Genomic DNA, 22,668 nt, shown 5'->3' on the forward strand with positions numbered 1-22,668 from the left:
GGAAACCGGACTTGCCATTGATTTGTTAATGACTTACACGTTACTTACAGGCTTTGATCTCTTTCCACTGTGACCATTCGCCAGTGAACGACGGGTTACCTGGCTCATTGTTCTGAGTCCAGTAATTCGCGAGATACTCCTTACCTTTCCAGTTAACACTTTCTCCGCCGTTATACACTTTACCGGCATCCCAGTTGTCAGCGCAGCCGGTGCTGGTGCCTTCATCAGGGATCGGCAATACCTTCGGTGTGACCGTCAGCACGTAGGTGGCCACACTGCTTTTCTTCCCGTCGGACACGGTGAGGGTAAAGTTGAAGCTTTGCTTAGTGGTGACCACGGGTGCGACAAAACTCAGCGATTCACGATCGTTACCGGCGAGGGTGGACCCGTTCGGCAGCAACCAGCTGTAGGTCAGTTTATCGCCGTCAGCGTCGGTAGATTCTGCTGCATTGAGCGTCACATTCGCCTGGCTTTCCACATCACCAATCGGACCGGAGAGTTTTGCCACCGGCGCTGAATTGCCGTCAGCCGGGGCTGGCGTCGGTTCCGGTGTTGGTGCTGGCGTCGGTTCAGGAGCAGGTGTCACCGCTTCCTCTTTACCGGCATCATCGACCACTTTCACGTTAAAGAAGTGCTGGACGCAGCGTTTGTAATCGCCCTCTTTGAACGCGGAGAACGGTGTCTGATAACCGACCAGCTGGCAGGAATACGTCAGGCCAGTTGGCGTTTCTGATGACCATCCCCAGTCCTGTTCCCAGTACTGCGGCAGCGCACCGGCGCCACCTTCATCAAACTGTTTCATGTTTTTACAGCCCAGCACTTCATTAGCCGGAACCGGCACTTTCAGGTATTCCGCTTCGCTTTTGTAGTAGGAGATACGGTTCAGGCCCTGCGCGATTTCCTGCGAGCCACCGCACTCAACACCGCCATTGATGATCTGAATAGTCACGCCGAATCCCGGCACCAGACCGTTGGCTTTGTCACGATCGTTCGGCTGCCAGGTGCCGTCGATCACATGCAGCATGCTCGGCTTCGGTGCCTGCGGCGTGACGTAGAAGAATACCGCACTGGCAAGGTTCAGCCAGGTATCCGCCACCAGTTCCGGTTTATCCAGCAGGGTTCTGACCGTGCCGAACATCGCATCGGAGAACGGGCCGTAGTTATAGTTATAAGAAAGTTGTTTGGCACCGCGACCGAAGTAGCTGACAAAATCGCCGTCGGCATCTTTGCCGCAAGGCCAGGTTTGTCCCTGCCAGACATTCGGATTACATTCGCCGTTATAGCCGCCTTTCTGCCCTTCTTTCCAGCCCATTTCTCGCAGATAGACCAGCCCCTGACGCCATTCGGCTTCCGGGCGCCAGCTCTCGTGGCCGCCGGTTTCCTGTGCGAAGTGTGCAAACATGGTGGCAAGGCCTTTACGGCAAATGGCATCTGAATCGCGTCCGTCGGTATACGTTCCGCACACGGCCGGGAACTTGCCGATGGCCTGCAGGAATTTGGTGTAGGTATAGCTCGGGTCACGCAGCGGGAAAATGTGTTCCCACTTATCACTGCCCAGAATGCTGTCCACCCGCTTCACGTTAGCCGGGTTATCGCTGCGGCCGGGGGCGATTTTATCGACGGAAGCATTATCCAGTGTGCGGATAGACGCCTTAACCTCCTGCATCAGCGGGTTTTGAGTCAGGCTGTTTTCTTTTTTAATCAGATCACTTTCTTTGATGACATAGGGGTCCGACGTATCGGCTGCCATTGCCGGAGCAACACAGGCCATCAGACAGGAAAGTGTAATAAGATTCAAAAGGTATTTATCTTTAGTTCTGCGCATAAGGACAACCTTATATAAATAGTCGAAGTTAAATGCTGAAAGTTATTTTCTGCATAACATTAACCGGTCAGAGTTTCTGTACTACCCCCTGCCCTGTCAGTTAAAAGGCTAATCGCATAAGCGCATACAGGCTAATAAAAACAAAGCCATAAACATCATAAAAAACGGATGATATTTATCAAAAACCACTTATAAATTTATTCGAAGAACAATAAAAAATGCGGACTGATCACCCGGAATCAGTCCACATACTTATGAACAAACTTTGAATACTTAGTGAATAAAGTTGTTTACCGTTGGGCCAGTGTAAAAGTTCCCGCCAATTTCTTCACCCGGTCCCCTGCCAGAATTAATAGTGGCCCGCCTAACACACCGCCTATACCGGAGGTCATCAGGATCGTATTAAAACCCATATCCCTTTCGATGAAAACAATGCTTAGCAGGAAACCTGTGAAACACGACACAACGATTTGCGCAAAACATTTATAAACATCCTCCACAGTGGGCTTACTTTTGCAGCGCATGATAAATCGCACCAGGCCACCCCAGGATGACATAACTAATATAGAAACCAATAACTCAAATTCTATAAACACAACTTCTTTAGCATGAAGACTGATCATGACGAAAACCTCATAGATTAATTAATAAAGATTGAGATAACTGCGACAATGATAATCCGGCCATCATCAAAGCCATAATCACTTCAGATCAATAATTAATTTTGATAATCCAGCGCTGATTTTTTATTAAAAAAAAATCATTAAAAAATAAACAAACACTCTCTTAAATCACGTTAACCGCATTTCTTGCCACATCCTTCATATTGATTCCGCGCTTTTCAGCTGTGACATCACCAGATGAACATAGCGTCGCTTACTGCTGTTTGAAAGGTAATTCATGTAGACCGGAGAGTCCTTTATTGAAATTTCTTTAGGTAGATCAAAGCACTTTAACTTGCAATGCCGCTCCCTGATAAAGTAATCCGCCAGCACCCTGGGTAACACAGTGAGCATATCACTGCGTTCGAGCGCGCTGATGATACCGTTGATGGAAGAAGAGCGGTAAATGACTTTAACCAGACCCGCGTAAGGTGCATTAATCGTCAACGTCGTGCCGAGAAGACCGGTAAAATCATTATAAATACCGTCGTTATAGACAGCGTGAGGTAATGCGTAGTAATGCATTAACGCCAGTTCTCTCTGGTTGGACAATAAACTGCTGGCACCGCACAGGATAACAAACTTATCCATGGCATCAATTTTTATTGAGGTGATTTTCTCATGATTCAGAGCATGATGCGAAATAACAACATCGATATTTGCCTGTAACAAACTCCTTACCATTTCATCACTCTTAATATTCGTTGAATTAGAAAATTCGACCTTTACTGACTTTCCACTTTCGTTCTTATACATCCGGTTAAAATAATAGTCCTCCAGAACATCCGGACACATTACCCGCAATATGGCACCCGATGGCCCTTCGGTTCTTGAGGACTGTAAAACATCTTCAATAATCGTAATGGCGTTGACAAAAGAATCATGGATATCCAGCGCAGTGGCGGTGGGTTTCAGACCCGTGGCCGTGCGGTAAAACAGTTCTTCACCCAGATGTCGTCTGAGCTTATTTATCGATAAGCTTACTGCGGAAGGTGTAAGATTCAAATTTTCTGCTGCTTTTGAAATATTCCCAGAAACAATCACTTCATTCATTATCTTGATAAGATTGTAATCAAAGTTAATTGTACTTGACTCGTTCATTATTTACTCTCCAGATAAAGGGGGCGTTTGCTTCGAAATAAATAATACAGCTCTTTATGCATTCAGTTTTCATAAAAATCCACCTTTAATATTGTGAAGCGTTTTGAGTTGCGTACGTATTAATCACATATCCCGAGCATATTTAAAGCGTTATCCGCCCCTTCATCCAGCCGTAAACAAACGACTCATTCGCACTACGCCCTTCTGCCAACTCCAGGTAACGTTGCCCCTGACTGCAATTAATAGAAGTGATTAACACGCCCGCTCCCTCGGTGCCACGCTTCTCAATGAACTGTGTTAACGCCTTTAGCGTACCGGGGCCGATTTTGCCGTCCACGACGATATCACCATAATATGCTTCACCGTGATTAAATACATTCAGCCAGCGCTGCAACCATCGGATACCCACTGCCGGTCCCATGTTGGTGCCGGTGTCGCACAGTTCCAGCGCCAGACCTGGCGCAATGGCATACACTTTGTCGAATCCCGGCTGATACCAGTAATTCTTTTCAAGGATCAGATAAGCATCTTCTTTCGTGAAATCGGTCATTTTTCCGGTATAGCCATAACTGCGGGCCGTTTTTTCGGTGATACCCCAATGCGTCGGGCCACCGGTATCATTCGGGTGGTCTACATAGCCACCTTCGTTTTTCAGTACGGAATTAATCACAGGGTTAGTAAACATAAGGTCTTCCTCCGGACAACAGTTAAAGTTGAAACGTCAGAAACAACGCGGTACCGATTAACAGTACCGACACCAAAAAACCAAACATCAGTATCCACGGTCTGAGGTTCTTAACCGGTGATACCTTCTCTTCCATGACTTCCACAGTGGCCGAGGTACTGACACGAATGCCTGATTTCGGCACAGTAATGAAGAATTCATCCAGCCCGGCAAATTTAAGATCGCGGCGGATTAAATAAAGGGTCTGGGTCAAACTGGCATCGCTGGTGAATTTACTGCGGCTTCCCCATAACGCGACAGAGATGGCCTCTTTTTCGATCACTTCATCTTTTGCATGTTCAATAATATAACTCAGGCAACGTGATCTCATTGAAGTCAGTTTAATATTCACATCACTGTGAAGTTTTTTAAACTCCTTGGTTTTTTCATTAAAGACATATTCGCCATTTATAAGATATACAGCCATCATCCTCTCTCCTCCATTATTTCAGCCATTTGTACCTACCCCTTAATCTTTGCTGATGATTAAGCGTATCTGTTTTTATTATTTTCACCACAGGCAATAGGATTAATATTAAGTATTTTAGTTAAGATGTGACTGAATCAAAAAAAACGGGGGGATATTAAGTAAAACTCAAAAACCACTTAATTCTCACTCAACATGCAGAAAGCATTCAACAAGCTGAAAATCAATGCTTTTTATGATTAATTTGTGATATGTCTTTTTATCATCAACGTGATTATTGATGACGATAAAACCCGCTAAATTTCTCCGTTCAAAAAACAACCATAAATTTTATATTAGTCAATTTTATTTATATCTCAATATGATTTGTCGGTTTTTATTTCCGGATCGAATATATCCACCAGCAGCAACCGGCTGTTTATGTACTCATTCAAAATTTAGGAAAATACTATGTCTACCAGCAAAATCATTAAGACCGACGAGTTAACCCAGTCCTCTTATACTCTGGACGGTTTTAATCCAGCCACAGAAACTGAAAATTACAGCTATACGTCGGCACGTGTGACGAAACCGGTTTATAACAAATACAATACGGCGAATAAGCCAAAAGTATTTGGCTATTACACCGACTGGTCACAATATGATGGCCGTCTGCAGAATTCGCAGGCAGGCAAAGAAGCCCGCGGCCGTGGTTTTGACCTCGCAAACATTCCACCGACTGCTTACGACAAAATCATCCTTGGTTTCGTTGGGATTGTTGGCGACCAGGGTGAAAAAGCCAATACCGTGGCCAATGCCGCACAACAACTGGGTAAAACCACCCATCAGGCGACGTTCCTGGATCCGTGGGGTGACTTTGGCTCCTCCGTCAATAACAACCTGGACAATCCGGGCTGGGTGGAACTTTCTCCGGCCACCGCGACGCAAGCCAATGTAAAAGGTCTGGTCGGTGGCTTACGTGACCTGCAAAAACGCGCCAAAGCAGTGGGTCATGATCTGGTGCTTTCGATGAGTATTGGTGGCTGGACGTTAAGTAACGGCTTCCACAATATGGCAAAAACCGCAGAAAGTCGTACCATCTTCGCGAAAAGTATTGCCAGTCTGTTCACCCGTTTCCCGATGTTCAGCGAAGTGGATATCGACTGGGAATACCCGGGCAACACCGGGAATAACAACCCGTATGATGATAATGATGGCGCGAACTATGCGCTGCTGATTGCTGAAATCACCAAACAGATGGCCGCCATCAAACGTTCTGATGTAAAAATCAGTATTGCCAGCTCCGCCGTGGTCACTATTTTGGAAAAATCCAACGTTCCGGCCCTGCTTGAAGCCGGTCTGTACGGCGTTAACCTGATGACCTATGACTTTTTCGGTACGCCGTGGGCAGAAAAATTGTCGCATCACACCAATTTACATGCATTGGTTGAAGGCGGCTGGGGCATTGACACCATCATTAACTATCTGCTGTCGAAAGGGTTCCCGGCTGACCGCATGAATGTCGGCTATGCGGCCTATTCCCGTAACGCGCAAAATGCGGTACTGGAAAGCTATTCTCCTTTAGAAGGTACCTATACTCCTGTTGAAGGTAAAACCACCGTCGGTACATTCGAAAGCGGTACCACCGAATGGTACGACATGGTGAATAACTACCTGGATCTGGAAAATCAGTCAGGACGCAATGGCTTCCAGGTGTATACCGATCAGGTCGCTGATGCTGATTATCTTTATAACAAAGACACCGGCATTTTCATGTCCATTGATACCCCACGTACCGTGCGTGAAAAAGGCCGTTATGTGGTTGAAAAAGGACTGGGCGCACTGTTCACCTGGACTATCGATCAGGACAACGGTCTGCTGGTCAATGCGGCACGCGAAGGTCTGGGTTGTACTATCCAGAATCAGGTTATCGATATGGCGCCTTTCTACTTTGAAGGTGTCAATATCGACGGTCAGGTTCCGGAAGATGAAGTCCCTTCAGAAACCAATACTGCGCCTACCGGTGATATTGCCCTGCAGGTGTTCAGCGGTGCCAAAGTGCGTCTGAGCGCGGCAGGTTCTGCCGATAAAGACAACGATAAACTCACCTACAAATGGACTGCACCAGCCGCCATCGCACTGTCCTCGTACGATGCGGTCTCCGCAGACTTCACCGCACCAGAGCTGGTCAGTAAATCTGACTTCAACTTCACACTGGTAGTCACCGATGAACACGGTGAAAAATCGGTATCGAAAAGCATCGTGGTAACAGTGCTGGGTAACGCAGCCGTTGAGCCAGAACCAACACCGGAGCCGACACCGGTGCCGACCCCGGAACCAACGCCTGTGCCAACGCCTGTGCCAACGCCAGAACCTACACCAACGCCTTCTCCGGCAGGCAAATATGCCACCTGGGATGCCAGCAAAGTGTACAACACCGGCGACAAAGTCAGCCTGAACGGTAAAGACTACCAGGCCAACTACTGGACGCAGGGCAATCAGCCGGGCAAAGCCGAATTTACCGGCGAATGGTCACAGTGGAAGCAAATCTGATCTCTTGGTGACATGTTCTGATGCGCGTTAAAACATCTCACGGGGCCTTGTGCCCCGTTTTTTTATGCGGATGTGATATCTCCCAGGACCTGTTTTTCGGTCAGAAAATCAATAAACACCCGCACTTTTGGCAGCATATGGCGGCTGCTTGGCCAGACCACCGAAAACTTCCCGCCTTCTTTAAGATACGCAGGCAGTACCGAAATAAGCTCACCGGATTCAAGATATGGCCGCACGATGAATTCCGGCACATACGCCAGCCCCAGTCCCTGTATCGTCGCCTGTAAAATCGACTCCAGATTATTACTGCTCAGTGCCAGCGGCAGTTCCGGCGGCGTCACGCTGGTCATCTCCCATTCCTGCCATTGTCCGTTGCCCGGAAAGCGGTAGCGCAGACAAGCGTGCTGATAAAGGTCGTCAGGCGTAAGCGGCGCAGGATGCCTGGCGAGATAATGTGGCGCGCCGACAATCGCAAAACGAAACGGCCCGAGGCGGCGCGACATCATCTGCGAACTGTTCAGTTCGCCGCTGCGGATGGCGATATCAAATCCTTCATCAATGACATCCACCATGCGATCACTGAAATCCAGATCCAGCTCAACATCGGGATAACGCTGACGGAATTCCGGCAAATGCGGCAGCAGTATGCGATAGCCGATAGCCGGCGCGGTGATGCGTAATTTGCCGCGCGGCACAGCGGAGATCCGTACCAGTTCCTGTTCTGCCTCTTCCAGTTGCGAAACAATATGCTGGCAGCGTTCAAAAAATAGCTGGCCCTCATCGGTCAGGCTGATACGCCGCGTACTGCGGTTGAAGAGTCGCACACTGAGTTTTTCCTCAAGGCGCGCCACGCTTTTCCCCACCGCCGAGGCCGAAATGCCCATGCGCTCCGCTGCTGCGGCAAAACTCTGACTTTGGGCAGCGCGAACAAAGGCCAGCAGGCCGTTGAGATTTTCCATTTTCACTCCTGTTTATTCGAGCGATTTAGTCCGCAATCCTCGGACTTACAACCTGTTTCCGCCATATTCAAGACAATTTATCATCACTGTTATACCCCAATATCAGGAAAGCGAACAATGACCTCATCTTCATCAGGCAGCCTGCAGGTGCTATTTACCGTGTGTCTGGCGGCGGTAATTTTGCCGCTCAATTTTGTCAGCGGTGCGGTGGCAACACCCGCCATTGCCCGTGAACTCGGCGGCAGCGCGCAGGCACTGAGCTGGATCACCAATTCGTTCATGCTCACATTCGGCTGTTTTCTGATGGCGGCCGGGGCGCTGGCCGATGAACTGGGGCGCAAAAAAGTGTTCGTCAGCGGCGTTTCTCTGTTTGCGCTGTTGTCGTTACTCCAGGCTTTCAGCAGCAGTTTGCTGTGGATTGATTTACTGCGCGCCGCGCAGGGTATTGCTGCTGCCGGTGCGCTGGCCGGTGGTGCGGCTGCTTTGGCGCAGGAATTCGATGGCGCAGCGCGTACCCGGGCTTTCAGCCTGATGGGCAGCAGTTTTGGCGTCGGACTGGCCTTCGGCCCCTTTCTCGCAGGCGTGCTTATCGCAAACTTCGGCTGGCGTTCGGTGTTTTTCTCCGCGACGGTGATTGCCGTTCTTTCCCTGATAGCGGGCGCCGGAAAAATGCGTGAAACGCGGAATCCGCAGGCATCCGGCATCGACTGGCCGGGGACGCTGTCCTTTACCGCCATGCTGGCATTGCTGACCTGGGCGCTGATGGAAATTCCACAGTCTGGTCTGCACAGTACACGGGTACTTTCCCTGCTGGGAGGCGCGGCGCTGTTGCTGGCGGTATTTGTGGTTGTTGAGCTGCGGGTGAAAAACCCGATGCTGGATTTATCCCTGTTCCGTTATATCCGTTTTATCGGTGTGCAGGCACTTCCGCTGGCGACGGGTTTCTGTTTCGTGGTGCTGCTGGTGGTGTTGCCGATGCTGTTTATCGGGGTCTCCGGACTGAGCGAAGAACGCGCCGGGCTGATGATGATGGCACTTTCTGTCCCGATGCTGATTGTGCCACTGCTGGCCGCGTGGCTGACGCGCTGGATTTCGGCAGGCGTGTTGTGCACATCAGGTTTGGTGATTGCCGCCGCCGGTTTGGGCTGGCTCAGTCAGGCGGTGCTGGCGCAGGATGTCACAGGCATGATTGCGCCGATGGTGGTTGTCGGCATCGGTACCGGTTTGCCATGGGGGCTGATGGATGGACTGTCGGTGAGCGTCGTGCCGAAAGAACGGGCGGGCATGGCAACCGGCATTTTCAGCACCACACGCGTGGCCGGAGAAGGCATCTCGCTGGCGATTGTCGGCGCTATTCTGTCGATGTTAACGCACAACGCACTGGCGGCCCGCTTTACCGGCGATGCGATCAGTCCGGAGGCCATCAGCCAGGCGGCGCAACGGCTGGCGACCGGTAATCTTACCGTGGCACAGCAGCTTATTACACAAGCCAGTACGGCACAGCTTCAGCAGCTTTATGCCGTCTCATTGCATCCCTTACTGTTGTGTCTGATGGCGATTACGCTGTTCTCTGCGCTGCTGGTGTTGCTGGCGCTGCGCGGTAAACATCAGTAGCACTGTTAACCAATCGCGGAAAGAAACCCATGTCCATACAAAAGTAAATGTTAAACACCTTCATCTTTTTGTTTAGGTAACACAATAATTAACCAATAAAAATCAATATAAACAGGATTAAAATTTTATAATTTGTAATTTATAGAATTTTTATCCTTATTGACAAAAATAATGAAAAGAGTCCCTTAAGGTAAATTTATTAACTTATATTTAACCATGACTGCGTTTTTCATCATGCACATAAGGTCAGGGCTCCGCTCCGTTGTGAAGGGAAAACATAATACCCGGCCTGCACGCTGTTTATTACCGGCTTTTCTTGCCGTTTTTTTGCGTTAACTATTAACCACCAGAGGATTTCCACATGCAACGCCGTTGCATGAATACACATCCGTGTAAGTTATTTTGGGAGTCATCATGGGCGAAAAAAAATCATTATTACTGGCCGTGCTTTCTGCGGCGACGCTGACTTTAGTCGCAGGTGCACAGGCCGCCGGTACCTTAACAGGCCAGGTAGGCGTTCAGCTCACCATCAGCACAGGTTGTACTGTCGGTAACGGCACATCAACGGGGGGAACCAACCAGTGGGGTACGCTGAATTTTGGTAACTACGCGGATCTGACCAGCGTTATTAACGGGACCGTATTCGGCGCTGACGGCACCGGTGCCGTCACCATCGCCTGTAGCACAGGACTGACCCCGACGCTGTCACTGAACGGCGGACTGGCGGCAACCGGCGGGCTGCGTTCCATGACATCCAGCGGCAACAGTATTCCTTACCGCCTCTATTCCGATACCGCACGTACCACCGAAATCGCGATTAATACGCCAATTACGCTCACAACAGGGACCACGGCGCAAAATATCCCGATTTACGGTCGTGTGCTGCCTGCTGACCAGACCAGCACCACGCCGGCTGCAGGAACCTATAACGATACCGTTGTTGCCACTCTTTCCTGGTAAGCGTTTTTCCCTCAGCGCCGGTTCCGGCTCTGACTGGCTTTCGGTTCAAGGAAGGAAAAATCATGGACATCAAGGTACTGCGGCTACTGCCTGCCACCCTGCTGGTGTCGGTGCAGTTGCACATTCCGCTGAGTCAGGCGGCAACGATAGGCATCAGTGCCACGTTGCTGCCCGCCTGTGAAGCGGGAACCACGACGTCCGGCAGCACCCGTTTCGGTACGCTGAATTTTGGCAATTATGCGTCGCTCAGCAGCGCGGTGAATGCTACCAGCACACAACTGGCGGGTTCGATCCGCGTAAAATGTGTGAGCGGGCTGACCTACAAAATTGTCATGGATGGCGGCAGCAGCGGTGTGGTTACCGCCCGCAGAATGGTCAATACCACCAACAGCGCCGAGACGCTGCAGTACAACCTTTACACCTCGGCGGCACGCACCACCGTGTGGGACAACACCACCGGCGTCAGCGGCACCGGTAACGGCGCGGATCAGTGGAGCACGGTCTATGGCCGCGTTCCGGCACAGACCACGCCTGCCGCCGGTGTTTATCAGGATACGGTGAATGTCACCGTATTCTGGTAGAGGTGACGATGCCTGCCAGACTGCGTTTTCCGCCCGTGTTATTACCGATGATGTTATTGCTGCTGATATTGTGCAGTTCAGCGCATGCCGCCACGGCAACCACGACGTTTACCGTTTCGGCGACCCTCACCAATGGCTGCGTATTTGGCAGCTCGCTTGCCAGCCCGATCTCCAGTCTCGGCACCCTCAACTTCGGCTCTCTGTCGGACATCACCAGCAACGTCGATATTGTCAGCAGCACGGGCGCAGGTTCTGTGGTCGTCACCTGCACGCCGGGTACCTCCGTCAGTATTGCCATGGATTACGGCACTCACGGTGGCACCGCCACACGTCGCTATATGCAAAACACCACCAATACCGATCTGCTGGGCTACCAGCTTTTCCGCGATGCCGCCCGCAGTCTGGTCTGGGGCAATGGCGCGCTGGTGATGTCCATCCCCAGTTTTCCGGATACCTCGCAAACCTACCCGGTTTATGCACGTTTATACGCTGTGACCCCTCTGCCTTCCGCCGGGACGTATACCGACACCGTTACCGTCACGTTAACTTATTGAATCACCAGGATATAAAAATATGAAGACACTGTTTCTACGCCTTTTCACTACCGCCGCATTGCTCGGTGCCTTTCTGTCTTGCGTGAACGCACAGGCTGCCAGTTCGGTGCTGGTCTGGCCGGTCTATCAGATTATTGAATCCGATCAGAACGGATCTGCCCTGTGGCTGGAAAACCGTGGCGCAGAACCGGTGTCCTTGCAGGTGCGCGTACTGGCCTGGAAGCAGGAGAATTTTAACGAGAAGTATGCCGATCAGACCAACGTGGTCGCCAGCCCGCCATTTGCTACCGTGCCACCGGGGCAGCGTCAGTTGATCCGCCTGATCCGCAATATCCCGGTTCCGGCCAATACCGAGCAGGCGTATCGCATCATTATTGATGAAATCCCTTCTCCGCTGAACGATTCCGCGCAGGGTAAGGACAAAGCGGTCGTCGGTCTGCAATTGCAGATGCGTTATTTACTGCCGCTGTTTATGGATGGCGGCAATTTGTGGACCAACGATCGCGCGGATATGAAACGCGACCCTTCCACGGCGACGCGCCCGATCCTCAACTGGCGTACGGTGTCCGAGGGCGGGAAAACCTATTTGCAGGTGCGTAATACCGGCCTCGTCCATGCACGCCTGAGTAACGTTTTCTGGTCGGTGACGGGTAACCAGAAACAAGGCGTAAAAACCATGGTGGGCGGTTTTATGGGTTATGTATTGCCGGGACAACAAATGCGCTGGCCGGTGCCCGCAGGTATGACGCCAGGGGCGCAACTCAATGCGCAGATTGCCGATAACACCCAACCGATTGTCATTCCACGCGGCCAGTAACAGCAGGAGCCGCAACGAATGACAATCAGACGTTTTCTCCGGGAAGGTCATCAGCGACCGCTTTATTTCCGGGGAAGCCTGTGCCTGATATGCCTGAGTACGCTCAGTGCACAGGCGCAGGAATATTCTTCACTGCCTGATGCCCCGCGTGCGGCACCGGTGGTCACGGACGCCATGTTTTATCTGTCGGTTGTGGTCAACGGTCAGACGGATAATCAGGTCGTGCCGGTGACGTATCGCAATAACGCCTACTTCGTCGAAGCCGGTGTTCTGGCGAAGAATCACATCCACATTAATGGCCGGCAGGGGCTGATCAATGTCGGTGAATTGCCGGACGTAAAAGCCAGATACGATTCGGCCACCCAGCAACTGGTGTTAACGGTGCCAGATGCCTGGCTGCCGAACCAGAATGTCAGCGGCGATCCGCTGATGAATTACACGCCGTCGCAAAGCAGCACCGGCCTGTTGTTTAACTATGATTCGTACTACACCGATCCGCCCGGCGGTGCGAAGTCTGTCGCCACCTGGATGGAGCAACGGTTATTCAGCAGCCTCGGACTGGTCACCAATACCGGCACTTACCGCTACAACATTGATAACGCCGACAACAGCAACGGCGGCCAGACCACGCAGGACGGCTATCTGCGTTACGACACCTTCTGGCGGTTCACCGACGAGAAAAATCTGATCAGCTATCAGGTCGGGGATTTCGTCAGCGATTCCCTGACGTGGAGTAACTCGGCGCGCATGGGCGGCCTGCGTATCAGCCGTAACTTTGGCGTGCGTCCGGATCTGGTGACCTACCCGTTGCTGCAATACAGCGGCACGGCGGCGGTACCGACCACGGTTGATTTGTTTCTGAACGGCTACAAGGCCAGCAGTAATAACCTCAATTCCGGGCCTTTTACCCTGACCAACGTGCCGTATATCAATGGCGCCGGTGAAGCGACGATCGTGACCACCGATGCGGTCGGACGTCAGGTCTCGACCAGCGTGCCGTTTTATGTTTCCAACACGTTGCTGCGCAAAAGCCTCAGCGATTTCGATTTCTCGCTCGGGGCTGTACGTAACAATTATGGCGTCACCAACGGCGACTATTCAGATGCCGCATTCAGCGGGATTTACCGATACGGGCTGAGCGATTACCTGACGCTGTCCGGCCATTCCGAAATCGTACAGGGTCTGGCGCTGGGTGGATTGGGCACCGATATCGCGGTCAGTACCTGGGGCACTCTGAGTGTTTCAGGCAGCCAGAGTAAAGCCGACCGTGCGCGGGGCGAGAACGTGACCGATAAAAAAGACGGCAGCCAATACACGCTGGGCTATTCCTACTATTCGACGGTATTCAGCCTGTCTGCTCTGCGCTCAAAACGCACGGCGGGTTATCAGGACATCACGTCTTACACCAGCGACACGCGGTTAAGCCGTCAGGCAGATCAGGTGACGTTCAGCGCGTCGCCGTTCGGGAACGCTAACGGCACGATGGGCATCGGGTATTACGATGTCGAAGCCTATGACAATTCGCATACGCGGCTGGTGAATTTTTCTTACAGCCGCTCGCTGTGGGGACAAAGCAGCATGTTTTTATCCCTCAATAAAACGCTGGGCGATACCGGCTACAGCGCGCAGTTGCAGTTCATCATTCCGATTGGCACCAACATCAATATGAATGCGGGCGTACAGCGCGACAGTGCGGGTAATTATCAGGAGCAAACCGGCGCCAGCAAGGCGACGCCCACCGACGGCGGTCTGGGCTGGAATCTGGCTTACAGCGGCGGCAACAATCCGTATCAGCAGGCCGACGCCACCTGGAAATCCCGCTACGCGACCCTGCAGGGTGGGTTCTACGGCAATCGGGGCGATTACACCCACTGGGCAGATCTGAGCGGATCCGTGGTGTTTATGGCGAACGACTGGTTCCTGTCGGATAAGATCAATGATGCCTTTATCGTGGTGGATACCGATCATTACGCGGATGTTCCCGTGCTGTTCGAGAATCAGAAAATGGGCAAAACCGATAAAAACGGCCACCTGCTGATCCCGACCGTCAGTTCGTATTATCCGGCCAAAGTGGAAATCGACACCCTGCCGCTGCCCGCCGACGTGGTCACCAATAACGTCAATGACCGCATCGCGGTGAAACAAGGCAGCGGCGTGGTGGTGAAATTCAGCGTCGAGAAAGTGCTGTCCGCCAATATCACCCTGCATGACGCCGCCGGACAGCCGCTGAAACCCGGCACGCTGGTCACGGAACAAAACACAGAACAGACCACCGTCACCGGTTACGACGGGCTGGTGTACTTCTCGCACTTACAGGAAAACAACGTGCTGAATATCCAGACGGAAGATCATTCGCTATGCCGGGTCAGTTTCACCCTGAACCCTGCCCGTCACAGCATTGAGCAGGTCGGCCCGCTGACATGCCCCGGCGGCACAGCGAAAACAACGGCAGGAGATAAATCATGAGGATTTTCAGGCAGCAGATGCATCGCGGATTATTGCTGATGCTGTTGCTGGGTACAACGTGGTGGGCAAAAGCGGGATGCACGACGGCGCCCGGGAGCATTACGCTGGGCACACAAAACTCGTTTGCAGTCAGTTCATCGCCGCTGATCACCTCAGGGGGCAGCGGATTAAGTTGTACTGGCGGGCTGCTTAACATCGCAGGCACCAATACCATCACCGCGTTTATCGGCGTGACTCAGCATCCCAGCAATTCGCAGCCCAGACTTTACAGCGGGACAACGGGGCAGTATTTACCCTACAGCCTGTGCAAGGATGCCAGCTGCAGTGCCGTTTATAATCAGGGCGATACCATCAGCTGGAGCAGCACCACGGCGCTGGGATTACTCGGCTTGTTTTCCGGCCCCAACAGCACCTTACCTCTCTACGTCCGGCCGGTCGCCATTTCCAATCTGGCCGCAGGCACTTATACCGATGTCATTCCCATCTCATGGACATGGAATATGTGTTCAGTGGCTATCGGCACCTTACTGTGTCTCGCAGACTCCGGTAACGTGTCGGGCAATGTCGCCCTGACGCTCAATGTCACCAATTTCTGTTATATCGACAGCGCGCCCAATGTGGGTTTCGGCAGTGCTGCACTGCCTTCCGGCCTGACCACAGTGGTGGCAAATACTATCAGCGTACGCTGCACCCTGAACGCCAGCTATTCCGTCAACCTGACCAGCAGCGTGCCGGTGTCCGGACAATACCGGCAGATGGCCTCCACCGTCGGCGGCACCACCCGTTATCTGCAATATCAGATATTTAAAGGTGACAGCACGGTATGGACGGCTTCCACCGATAGCAGCGCGACCGGCACCGGCACTTCACAATCGTTTCCGTATACCGCATCCGTAAATCTGGCGCAAAGCAATCAGCCCGCAGGTAACTACAGCGATATGGTGACGGTCACGGTGACGTATTAAGAAAGAAGGGAAAGCAGAACCGGTGCCACGGATGTGCACCGGTTTGAGAAGGGATGTTACAGCGCTTTCAGCGTCTTGACGGTGGCATCCACGTCAATTTCATCTTCAGTGAACACATAGGTGCTGTTCTGGAAAGTGGTGATCAGCAACTTTTTCATGGTGCGCATCTCCGCTTTTTTTTCTTCTTCCTGCGGGCGGATACGGTTCATCAACAATCCGACGGAAAGCACAGCGTTTTCTTTGTCGATTTTGGTTTCAGCAGGAACCTCTTCGTTAAACGCCAGGAAGGATTTGATGCTGGTGATTTTGATACGCTCACCGGCAATAAAGATGTATTTGCTCTCCGGCTCGACTTTCACCGCAAAGGCGGAAAGGCCTTTGTTGTTGGTGGTCGGCTCAAAGGTGACTGCCGCATCTTTTTTAATCAGCTCAGGGTTTGCAACTTTAATCACGTGGAAATAACGGTTATCGCCGTTTTCATCTTTGATAAAACCGAAACCTTTATCTTCAAACCAGGTTGTGATTACGCCGTTCATCGCTTACCGCCTAAGTAATTATTTATTCAACATGTCATTTTTTGCAGGGCGGCAGTGTAAAGCAGAATGCGGACAAAGTCCTGTGCTTTACGGCCTGATCCCCACGGAATTACGTCGCTTTACGGAACGTAAGATTAAACCGGTACGATCCGGTCAGCGGATGCTCGCCCGCTTTCAGTGGCAATACGCCGTGATAACGCAGCCGCGACGGGCCGCCCCACACCACAATATCGCCATGCATCAGCGGCACACGCTGGGTTTTATCACTGCGCTCCATGCCGCCAAACTGGAAAACAGCCGGTAAGCCCAGTGAGACAGAGACGATCGGCTGGCCGAAATCGTGCTCGTCTTTGTCCTGATGCAGGCTCATTTTCGCCCCCGGCTGATAGCGGTTGATCAGACAGGCATCCGGCTCAAAGCCTGCAAAACCCGCCTGTTCCGCCGCGCTGACGGCAAGCGAACGAAACAATTCCGGCATCGGCGGCCATTGCTGATGACTTTCCGGCGAGGTGGCCTGGTAGCGATAACCCGCCCTGTCCGTCACCCAACCGACATCACCGCAATTGGTCATTGCCACCGACATCGCATAACCGCCCGGCGTGGCGCGATACTGAAAAGGCACCAGCCCGGCGATCCGGTCGATTTCCGCCAGCAATGCGACATCCTCTGCCAGCGCCGCACCGCGCAATACCACCGCGCCCGGGCACAGTTCTTCGCGCCAGTTGGGGTGAAAATCGGGGTGATCAAACAAGTCCAAATTCATATCAGCCTCCGTGTTCACGCATCTGTTAAGTATAACAGCCGATTTGAGACAGAGGCAGATTGTCGGGGCGGATCGTTTCAGCTAAGGTTCATTAAGAGGCCGTAAGGTCATAAAGAACATCTTAAAAGGAGAATGAAATGAGTCGGGAAATTAACAAAGACACGCAGTTGTGTATGTCCCTTTCCGGTCGTCCGGGCAATTTCGGTACCCGTTTTCATAACAGCCTTTATCAGGCATTAGACCTGAACTTCGTCTACAAAGCATTTTCCACCCAAGACATCGAAGCCGCGGTGAAAGGCGTACGCGCACTGGGTATTCGCGGCTGCGCGGTCTCGATGCCGTTCAAGGAAGCCTGCATTCCTTTCCTCGATGAGTTGGATCCTTCCGCGACAGCCATTCAGTCGGTGAATACCATCGTCAATGACGACGGCTTCCTGCGCGCCTACAACACGGATTACATCGCGGTCGCCAAACTGCTCGACAGCCATCAGGTGCCGCGTGATGCCGTTTTCGCCCTGCGCGGCAGCGGCGGCATGGGCAAAGCCGTGGTCGCGGCCATTCGTGATGCCGGTTTCAAAAAGGGCTACATCATTGCCCGCAACGAAGCTAACGGCCGTGCGCTGGCGGAAGAATATGGTTATGAATGGAAAGCAGAAGTCGGCGATGTTGCCGTCGATATGGTGGTGAATGTCACGCCAATCGGCATGGCGGGCGGGCCGGAAGTGGATTCACTGGCCTTTGAACCGGCGGTGATTGACCGCGCCAGCATCGTCTTTGACGTCGTCGCGCTGCCGGTAGAAACCCCGCTGATCCGCTACGGCCGCGAACACGGCAAGAAAGTGATTACCGGTGCGGAAGTCGCCACACTTCAGGCCGTCGAGCAGTTCGTGCTGTATACCGGTGTACGCCCTTCGGATGAACAGATAGAAAAGGCCGCGGCACACGCACGGGGCTGAGTTTCCTGTCAGAACGTAAAAAGCCTCTCACCGGAGAGGCTTTTTTATAGTTGCATATCACTTACCGCACCAGACACGGTTTTTTCGGATCAAACTTCCAGTCCGGTACCAGGAACTGCATGCCCTGCGCATCGTCACGGGCACCCAGCCCCATGCCTTTGTACAGCTCGTGCGCCTTCATCACCTGATCCATATCCAGCTCAACGCCCAGACCCGGTTGTTCCGGCACGCGCACCTTACCGCCTTTGATCTGCAACGGTTCTTTGGTCAGGCGCTGATTGCCTTCCTGCCAGATCCAGTGCGTATCGATGGCAGTGATTTTACCCGGCGCAGCGGCGGCCACCTGGGTAAACATCGCCAGTGAAATATCAAAGTGATTGTTAGAGTGCGAACCCCAGGTCAGCCCCCATTCGTGGCACATCTGCGCGACGCGAACTGACCCCTGCATCGTCCAGAAGTGCGGATCCGCCAGCGGAATATCCACGGATTTCAGCTGGATGGTATGCCCCATCTGACGCCAGTCGGTGGCGATCATATTAGTGGCCGTCGGCAGGCCGGTTGCCTGACGGAATTCGGCCATCACTTCGCGCCCGGAGAAACCCTGCTCTGCACCGCATGGATCTTCCGCATACGCCAGCACACCGCGCAGTTGTTTGCCGAGCGCAATCGCTTCATTCAGCGACCAGGCACCGTTAGGATCAAGCGTGATCCGCGCCTGCGGGAAGCGTTGCGCCAGCGCCGTCACGGCTTCGGCCTCTTCGCTGCCTGCCAGTACGCCGCCTTTCAGTTTGAAATCATTAAAGCCGTATTTTTCATATGCTGCTTCCGCCAGACGCACTACCGCCGCCGGTGTCAGCGCCTCTTCATGGCGCAGGCGATACCAGTCGCAACTGTCGCCCGGCTGGCTCTGATAGCCCAGTGAGGTTTTGTTGCGGTCGCCGACGTAGAACAGATAGCCGAGCATTTCGACTTCATCACGTTGCTGCCCGTCGCCCAGCAATGATGCCACGGTGACGCCCAGATGTTTGCCGAGCAAGTCCAGCATCGCGGCTTCGATCGCCGTCACGACGTGGATAGTGGTACGCAAATCAAAAGTCTGCAAACCGCGGCCAGAGGCATCACGGTCGGCGAATTTTTCCCGCACGGCGGTCATCACATTTTTGTATTCACCCAGCGTTTTGCCAATCACCAGCAACGCGGAATCATCCAGCGTCTGACGAATTTTCTCGCCGCCCGGCACTTCACCGACGCCGGTGTTACCGCTGCTGTCCTTGAGGATCAGGATGTTGCGGGTGAAGAAAGGGGCATGTGCGCCGCTGAGATTAAGCAACATGCTGTCGTGCCCGGCCACCGGGATCACCTGCATGGAGACAATTTTAGGTGTAGATGAAGAGGTCATGCTTACTCCTTAGTGAATTCAGATTCCGTTAACCACGCCCCAGTGCCGGGCGCTTGCGATCGAATGTCCAGCCGGGGATCAGATACTGCATCGCGGCGGCATCGTTGCGCGCACCGGTCGGCAGTTTCCGGTGCAGCTCGTGGGCGCGATGGATTTGATCCATGTCGATCTCCACGCCCAGCCCCGGTTTTTCAGGCACTTTGATTTTCCCGTTCACAATTTGCAGCGGCTCTTTGGTCAGGCGCTGGTTGCCTTCCTGCCAGATCCAGTGCGTATCTATCGCTGTCGGTTTACCCGGTACGGCTGCACCGACATGGGTAAACATCGCCAGCGAAATGTCGAAATGGTTATTCGAATGGCAGCCCCACGTCAGACCCCACTCATCGCAAAGTTGTGCGACCCGCACCGCGCCATGCATGGTCCAGAAATGCGGATCCGCCAGCGGAATATCCACCGACTGCAACATCACCGCGTGCTGCATCTCGCGCCAGTTAGTGGCAATCATGTTTGTGGCGACCGGCAAACCGGTGGCACGGCGGAATTCCGCCATCACTTCGCGGCCGGAAAAACCTTGCTCCGCACCGCACGGATCTTCGGCATAGCTGAGGATACCGTGCAGGTCTTTGCACAGGTCGATTGCTTCATCCAGCAGCCACGCGCCGTTCGGATCAACCGTGATCCGCGCATCCGGGAAGCGTTTTGCCAGTGCTTTAACCGCCTCGATCTCCTGCTCGCCCGGCAGCACGCCGCCTTTGAGTTTGAAATCTTTGAAGCCATAGCGATCCTGCGCCGCTTCGGCCAGCCGCACCACCGCCTCACTGTTCATCGCTTCCTGATGACGCAGGTGATACCAGTCGTGATGGCTGCGTTCCCCTTCCTGATACGGCAAATCGGTTTTCTGCCGGTCACCGATATAAAACAGATAACCGAGCACCGTGACTTCGTCGCGCTGTTTGCCCGGCCCGAGCAGTTCACACACCGGCACGCCGAGGAATTTGCCCATCAGATCCAGCAGCGCGGCTTCCAGTGCGGCGACGGCGTTAACGCGCAGTTCGAACGTCCACGCACCTTTACCGAAAGAGTCAAAATCCGATGACTGATTGCCGACGTGGATCTGATGCACCAGCCGGTTCATGCGCGCCACTTCCTGGCCTTTTACCTGAGCAATGGCCTCCACCAGCGTGTTGTAAATCACCTCCCCGCCCGGCGCTTCGCCGACACCGGTGTTCCCGGCGCTGTCCTTGAGGATAACGATATTGCGGGTGAAGTAAGCACCGTGCGCGCCACCAATATTCATCAGCATGCTGTCATGCCCTGCCACAGGAATGACCTGCATATCCGTGATAACCGGTGAGGATTGCGTACTCATCATCTTTCCCCTTTTACTGTGCCTGTACCGTGGTACGGGCGAAGCTGAATACGTTCGATTTTTCCGACAATAAACACGTAACTGACAACGGCGAGCAGTGCGTGGATGCCGACATAAATCAGCGCGCCGTTGAAGGAACCGGTGGTCCCGATAATGTAGCCGATAGCGATCGGCGTGATGATGCCGGAGACGTTACCGAACATGTTGAACAATCCGCCGCTCAGCCCGCTGATTTCTTTCGGTGCGGTATCGGCCATTACCGCCCAGCCCAGCGCACCCAGACCTTTACCGAAGAAGGCGAATGCCATAATGCCAACCACCATCCATTCGGTATCGACGTAGTTGCAGAAAATCATCGACATCGACAACAGCATACCGATCACAATCGGAGCCTTACGCGACAGTGTCAGGTTGCTGGTTCTGCGCATCAGCCAGTCGGAGATAATTCCACCCAGTACGCCGCCGAGGAATCCGCAAATCGCCGGTACTGAGGCCACCATGCCTGCTTTAAGTATCGACATACCGCGCGCCTGAACCAGATACACCGGGAACCAGGTGATGAAGAAATAGGTCAGCGCGTTGATACAGTACTGGCCGATGTAAATGCCAATCATCATGCGGGATTTCAGTAACTGTTTCATCTGGAAGGTTTTTTCGCCTTTTACGACGGCTTTTTTGGTGATTTTCTGATCCATATTGATCAGCGCACCACCGGCTTCCATGTAATCAAGTTCGGCCTGATTTACGCCCGGATGATCTTTCGGATCGTGGATCACTTTCAGCCAGATGAAACTCAGCACGATCCCCAGACCGCCCATGAAGAAGAAGACGTGTGACCAGCCCACTTCGTGCGTCAGCCAGCCCATGATCGGGGCGAAAATAACCGTGGCGAAGTACTGCGCTGAGTTAAAAATAGAGACTGCGGTGCCACGTTCCTGAGCCGGGAACCAGGCTGCGACGATACGGCTGTTGCCGGGGAAGGACGGCGCTTCGGCCAGGCCAACCAGAAAACGTAAAGCAAACAGCGATACCACAATGCCGAAGCCGCTGAAGACATCGACAAAGCCTTGCAGCAGGGTGAATAACGACCAGATGAAAATGCTGTAGAAATAAACTTTTTTCGAACCGAATTTATCGAGCAGCCAGCCACCGGGTATTTGCCCGATGACATATGCCCAGGAAAATGCCGAGAAGATATAACCCATCCCGACGGAATCCAGCCCGATATCTTTGGCCATCGCCGAACCGGCAATGGATAACGTGGCACGATCGCCGTAATTAAATGAGGTGACAATAAATAACATCACCACTATCCAGTAGCGCGCGTTAGTTCTTTTTTTGACGGCACTGGCTGCTGAAACGGTAGTTTCCATGGTGTTCTCCGGAATTAATGACAACGCCTCTAAACAGAGATAAAAGTCATTCCATTCACAGAACTGTAGGGTTCAGAGAGGAAGG

General features: G+C 52.8%; 20 protein-coding genes. 9 read left to right on the plus strand and 11 right to left on the minus strand.

All coding sequences use genetic code 11. From position 1 onward, the window contains the following. Positions 1-40: 40 nt before the first annotated feature. The 5 genes from DXU84_RS09835 to DXU84_RS09855 form a co-directional block, all read right to left on the minus strand. Positions 41-1,825 (minus strand): chitinase, encoded by a 1,785-nt coding sequence (locus DXU84_RS09835; protein ID WP_126125127.1) that lies wholly within the window; start codon positions 1,823-1,825, stop codon positions 41-43. 290 nt (positions 1,826-2,115) lie between these two features. Then, complete coding sequence (locus tag DXU84_RS09840) at positions 2,116-2,448, minus strand: phage holin family protein (protein WP_153375565.1); 333 nt, start codon at positions 2,446-2,448, stop codon at positions 2,116-2,118. Positions 2,449-2,646: 198 nt separating this feature from the next. Then, a complete protein-coding gene (locus tag DXU84_RS09845; RefSeq protein WP_153375567.1) occupies positions 2,647-3,588 on the minus strand; it encodes a LysR family transcriptional regulator in 942 nt (313 codons plus the stop codon). Positions 3,589-3,730: 142 nt separating this feature from the next. Beyond that, positions 3,731-4,273 carry a glycoside hydrolase family 108 protein gene (locus DXU84_RS09850; RefSeq protein ID WP_015690389.1) on the minus strand — a complete coding sequence of 181 codons (543 nt, stop codon included), beginning with the start codon at positions 4,271-4,273 and terminating at the stop codon, positions 3,731-3,733. Between the two features lie 22 nt (positions 4,274-4,295). After that, complete coding sequence (locus DXU84_RS09855) at positions 4,296-4,739, minus strand: transcriptional regulator (RefSeq protein WP_228388988.1); 444 nt, start codon at positions 4,737-4,739, stop codon at positions 4,296-4,298. Between the two features lie 450 nt (positions 4,740-5,189). Here DXU84_RS09855 and DXU84_RS09860 point away from each other — a divergent pair, with 450 nt between their 5' ends. Further along, positions 5,190-7,271, plus strand: coding sequence for a glycosyl hydrolase family 18 protein (locus DXU84_RS09860; RefSeq protein WP_153375569.1), 2,082 nt, complete (start codon positions 5,190-5,192; stop codon positions 7,269-7,271). 62 nt (positions 7,272-7,333) lie between these two features. Here DXU84_RS09860 and DXU84_RS09865 read toward each other — a convergent pair whose 3' ends face one another. Then, on the minus strand, positions 7,334-8,230 hold the full coding sequence (locus tag DXU84_RS09865) for a LysR substrate-binding domain-containing protein (protein ID WP_153375572.1): 897 nt from the start codon (positions 8,228-8,230) through the stop codon (positions 7,334-7,336). Positions 8,231-8,347: 117 nt separating this feature from the next. Between DXU84_RS09865 and DXU84_RS09870 the strand changes: the two genes are divergently transcribed. From DXU84_RS09870 to DXU84_RS09900, 7 genes are all read left to right on the plus strand, one after another. Then, positions 8,348-9,844: an MFS transporter gene (locus DXU84_RS09870; RefSeq protein ID WP_153375574.1), complete on the plus strand. Its 1,497-nt coding sequence runs from the start codon at positions 8,348-8,350 to the stop codon at positions 9,842-9,844. Positions 9,845-10,258: 414 nt separating this feature from the next. Next, complete coding sequence (locus DXU84_RS09875; RefSeq protein ID WP_013576914.1) at positions 10,259-10,804, plus strand: spore coat protein U domain-containing protein; 546 nt, start codon at positions 10,259-10,261, stop codon at positions 10,802-10,804. A 62-nt stretch (positions 10,805-10,866) separates the two neighbouring features. Beyond that, entirely contained in the window at positions 10,867-11,385 is a 519-nt protein-coding gene (locus tag DXU84_RS09880) for a spore coat U domain-containing protein (protein ID WP_153375575.1), read from the plus strand. 8 nt (positions 11,386-11,393) lie between these two features. After that, positions 11,394-11,939: a spore coat U domain-containing protein gene (locus tag DXU84_RS09885; protein WP_153375577.1), complete on the plus strand. Its 546-nt coding sequence runs from the start codon at positions 11,394-11,396 to the stop codon at positions 11,937-11,939. Between the two features lie 19 nt (positions 11,940-11,958). After that, the gene (locus DXU84_RS09890) at positions 11,959-12,756 is read left to right on the plus strand and encodes a molecular chaperone (RefSeq protein ID WP_015690395.1); all 798 of its coding nucleotides are present in this window, start codon (positions 11,959-11,961) and stop codon (positions 12,754-12,756) included. Between the two features lie 18 nt (positions 12,757-12,774). Further along, positions 12,775-15,222: a fimbria/pilus outer membrane usher protein gene (locus tag DXU84_RS09895; protein WP_015690396.1), complete on the plus strand. Its 2,448-nt coding sequence runs from the start codon at positions 12,775-12,777 to the stop codon at positions 15,220-15,222. Then, the gene (locus tag DXU84_RS09900) at positions 15,219-16,187 is read left to right on the plus strand and encodes a spore coat protein U domain-containing protein (protein WP_013576919.1); all 969 of its coding nucleotides are present in this window, start codon (positions 15,219-15,221) and stop codon (positions 16,185-16,187) included. Before DXU84_RS09895 ends, DXU84_RS09900 begins: the two co-directional genes overlap by 4 nt. Positions 16,188-16,243: 56 nt before the next feature. Here the strand turns inward: DXU84_RS09900 and DXU84_RS09905 are convergent, their stop codons facing one another. After that, positions 16,244-16,723, minus strand: coding sequence for a cold-shock protein (locus DXU84_RS09905; protein WP_013576920.1), 480 nt, complete (start codon positions 16,721-16,723; stop codon positions 16,244-16,246). A gap of 109 nt (positions 16,724-16,832) precedes the next feature. Continuing rightward, positions 16,833-17,486, minus strand: a complete 654-nt coding sequence (alkB, locus tag DXU84_RS09910) for a DNA oxidative demethylase AlkB (protein ID WP_037033358.1) — start codon at positions 17,484-17,486, stop codon at positions 16,833-16,835. Positions 17,487-17,623: 137 nt separating this feature from the next. Between alkB and DXU84_RS09915 the strand changes: the two genes are divergently transcribed. Continuing rightward, a complete protein-coding gene (locus DXU84_RS09915) occupies positions 17,624-18,442 on the plus strand; it encodes a shikimate 5-dehydrogenase (RefSeq protein WP_013576922.1) in 819 nt (272 codons plus the stop codon). A 61-nt stretch (positions 18,443-18,503) separates the two neighbouring features. On the opposite strand, the gene gudD is transcribed toward DXU84_RS09915, so the two are convergent. The 3 genes from gudD to DXU84_RS09930 are packed head-to-tail and all read right to left on the minus strand — an operon-like array spanning position 18,504 to position 22,583. Continuing rightward, entirely contained in the window at positions 18,504-19,841 is a 1,338-nt protein-coding gene (gene gudD / locus DXU84_RS09920; protein ID WP_013576923.1) for a glucarate dehydratase, read from the minus strand. Positions 19,842-19,869: 28 nt separating this feature from the next. Next, complete coding sequence (locus DXU84_RS09925) at positions 19,870-21,213, minus strand: enolase C-terminal domain-like protein (protein ID WP_013576924.1); 1,344 nt, start codon at positions 21,211-21,213, stop codon at positions 19,870-19,872. Next, a complete protein-coding gene (locus tag DXU84_RS09930; protein ID WP_013576925.1) occupies positions 21,210-22,583 on the minus strand; it encodes an MFS transporter in 1,374 nt (457 codons plus the stop codon). The genes DXU84_RS09925 and DXU84_RS09930 overlap by 4 nt, the downstream gene beginning before the upstream one ends. Positions 22,584-22,668: the final 85 nt, after the last annotated feature.

Source organism: Rahnella sp. RcJ3 (genome assembly GCF_009498575.1).
Classification (GTDB): domain Bacteria; phylum Pseudomonadota; class Gammaproteobacteria; order Enterobacterales; family Enterobacteriaceae; genus Rahnella; species Rahnella aceris.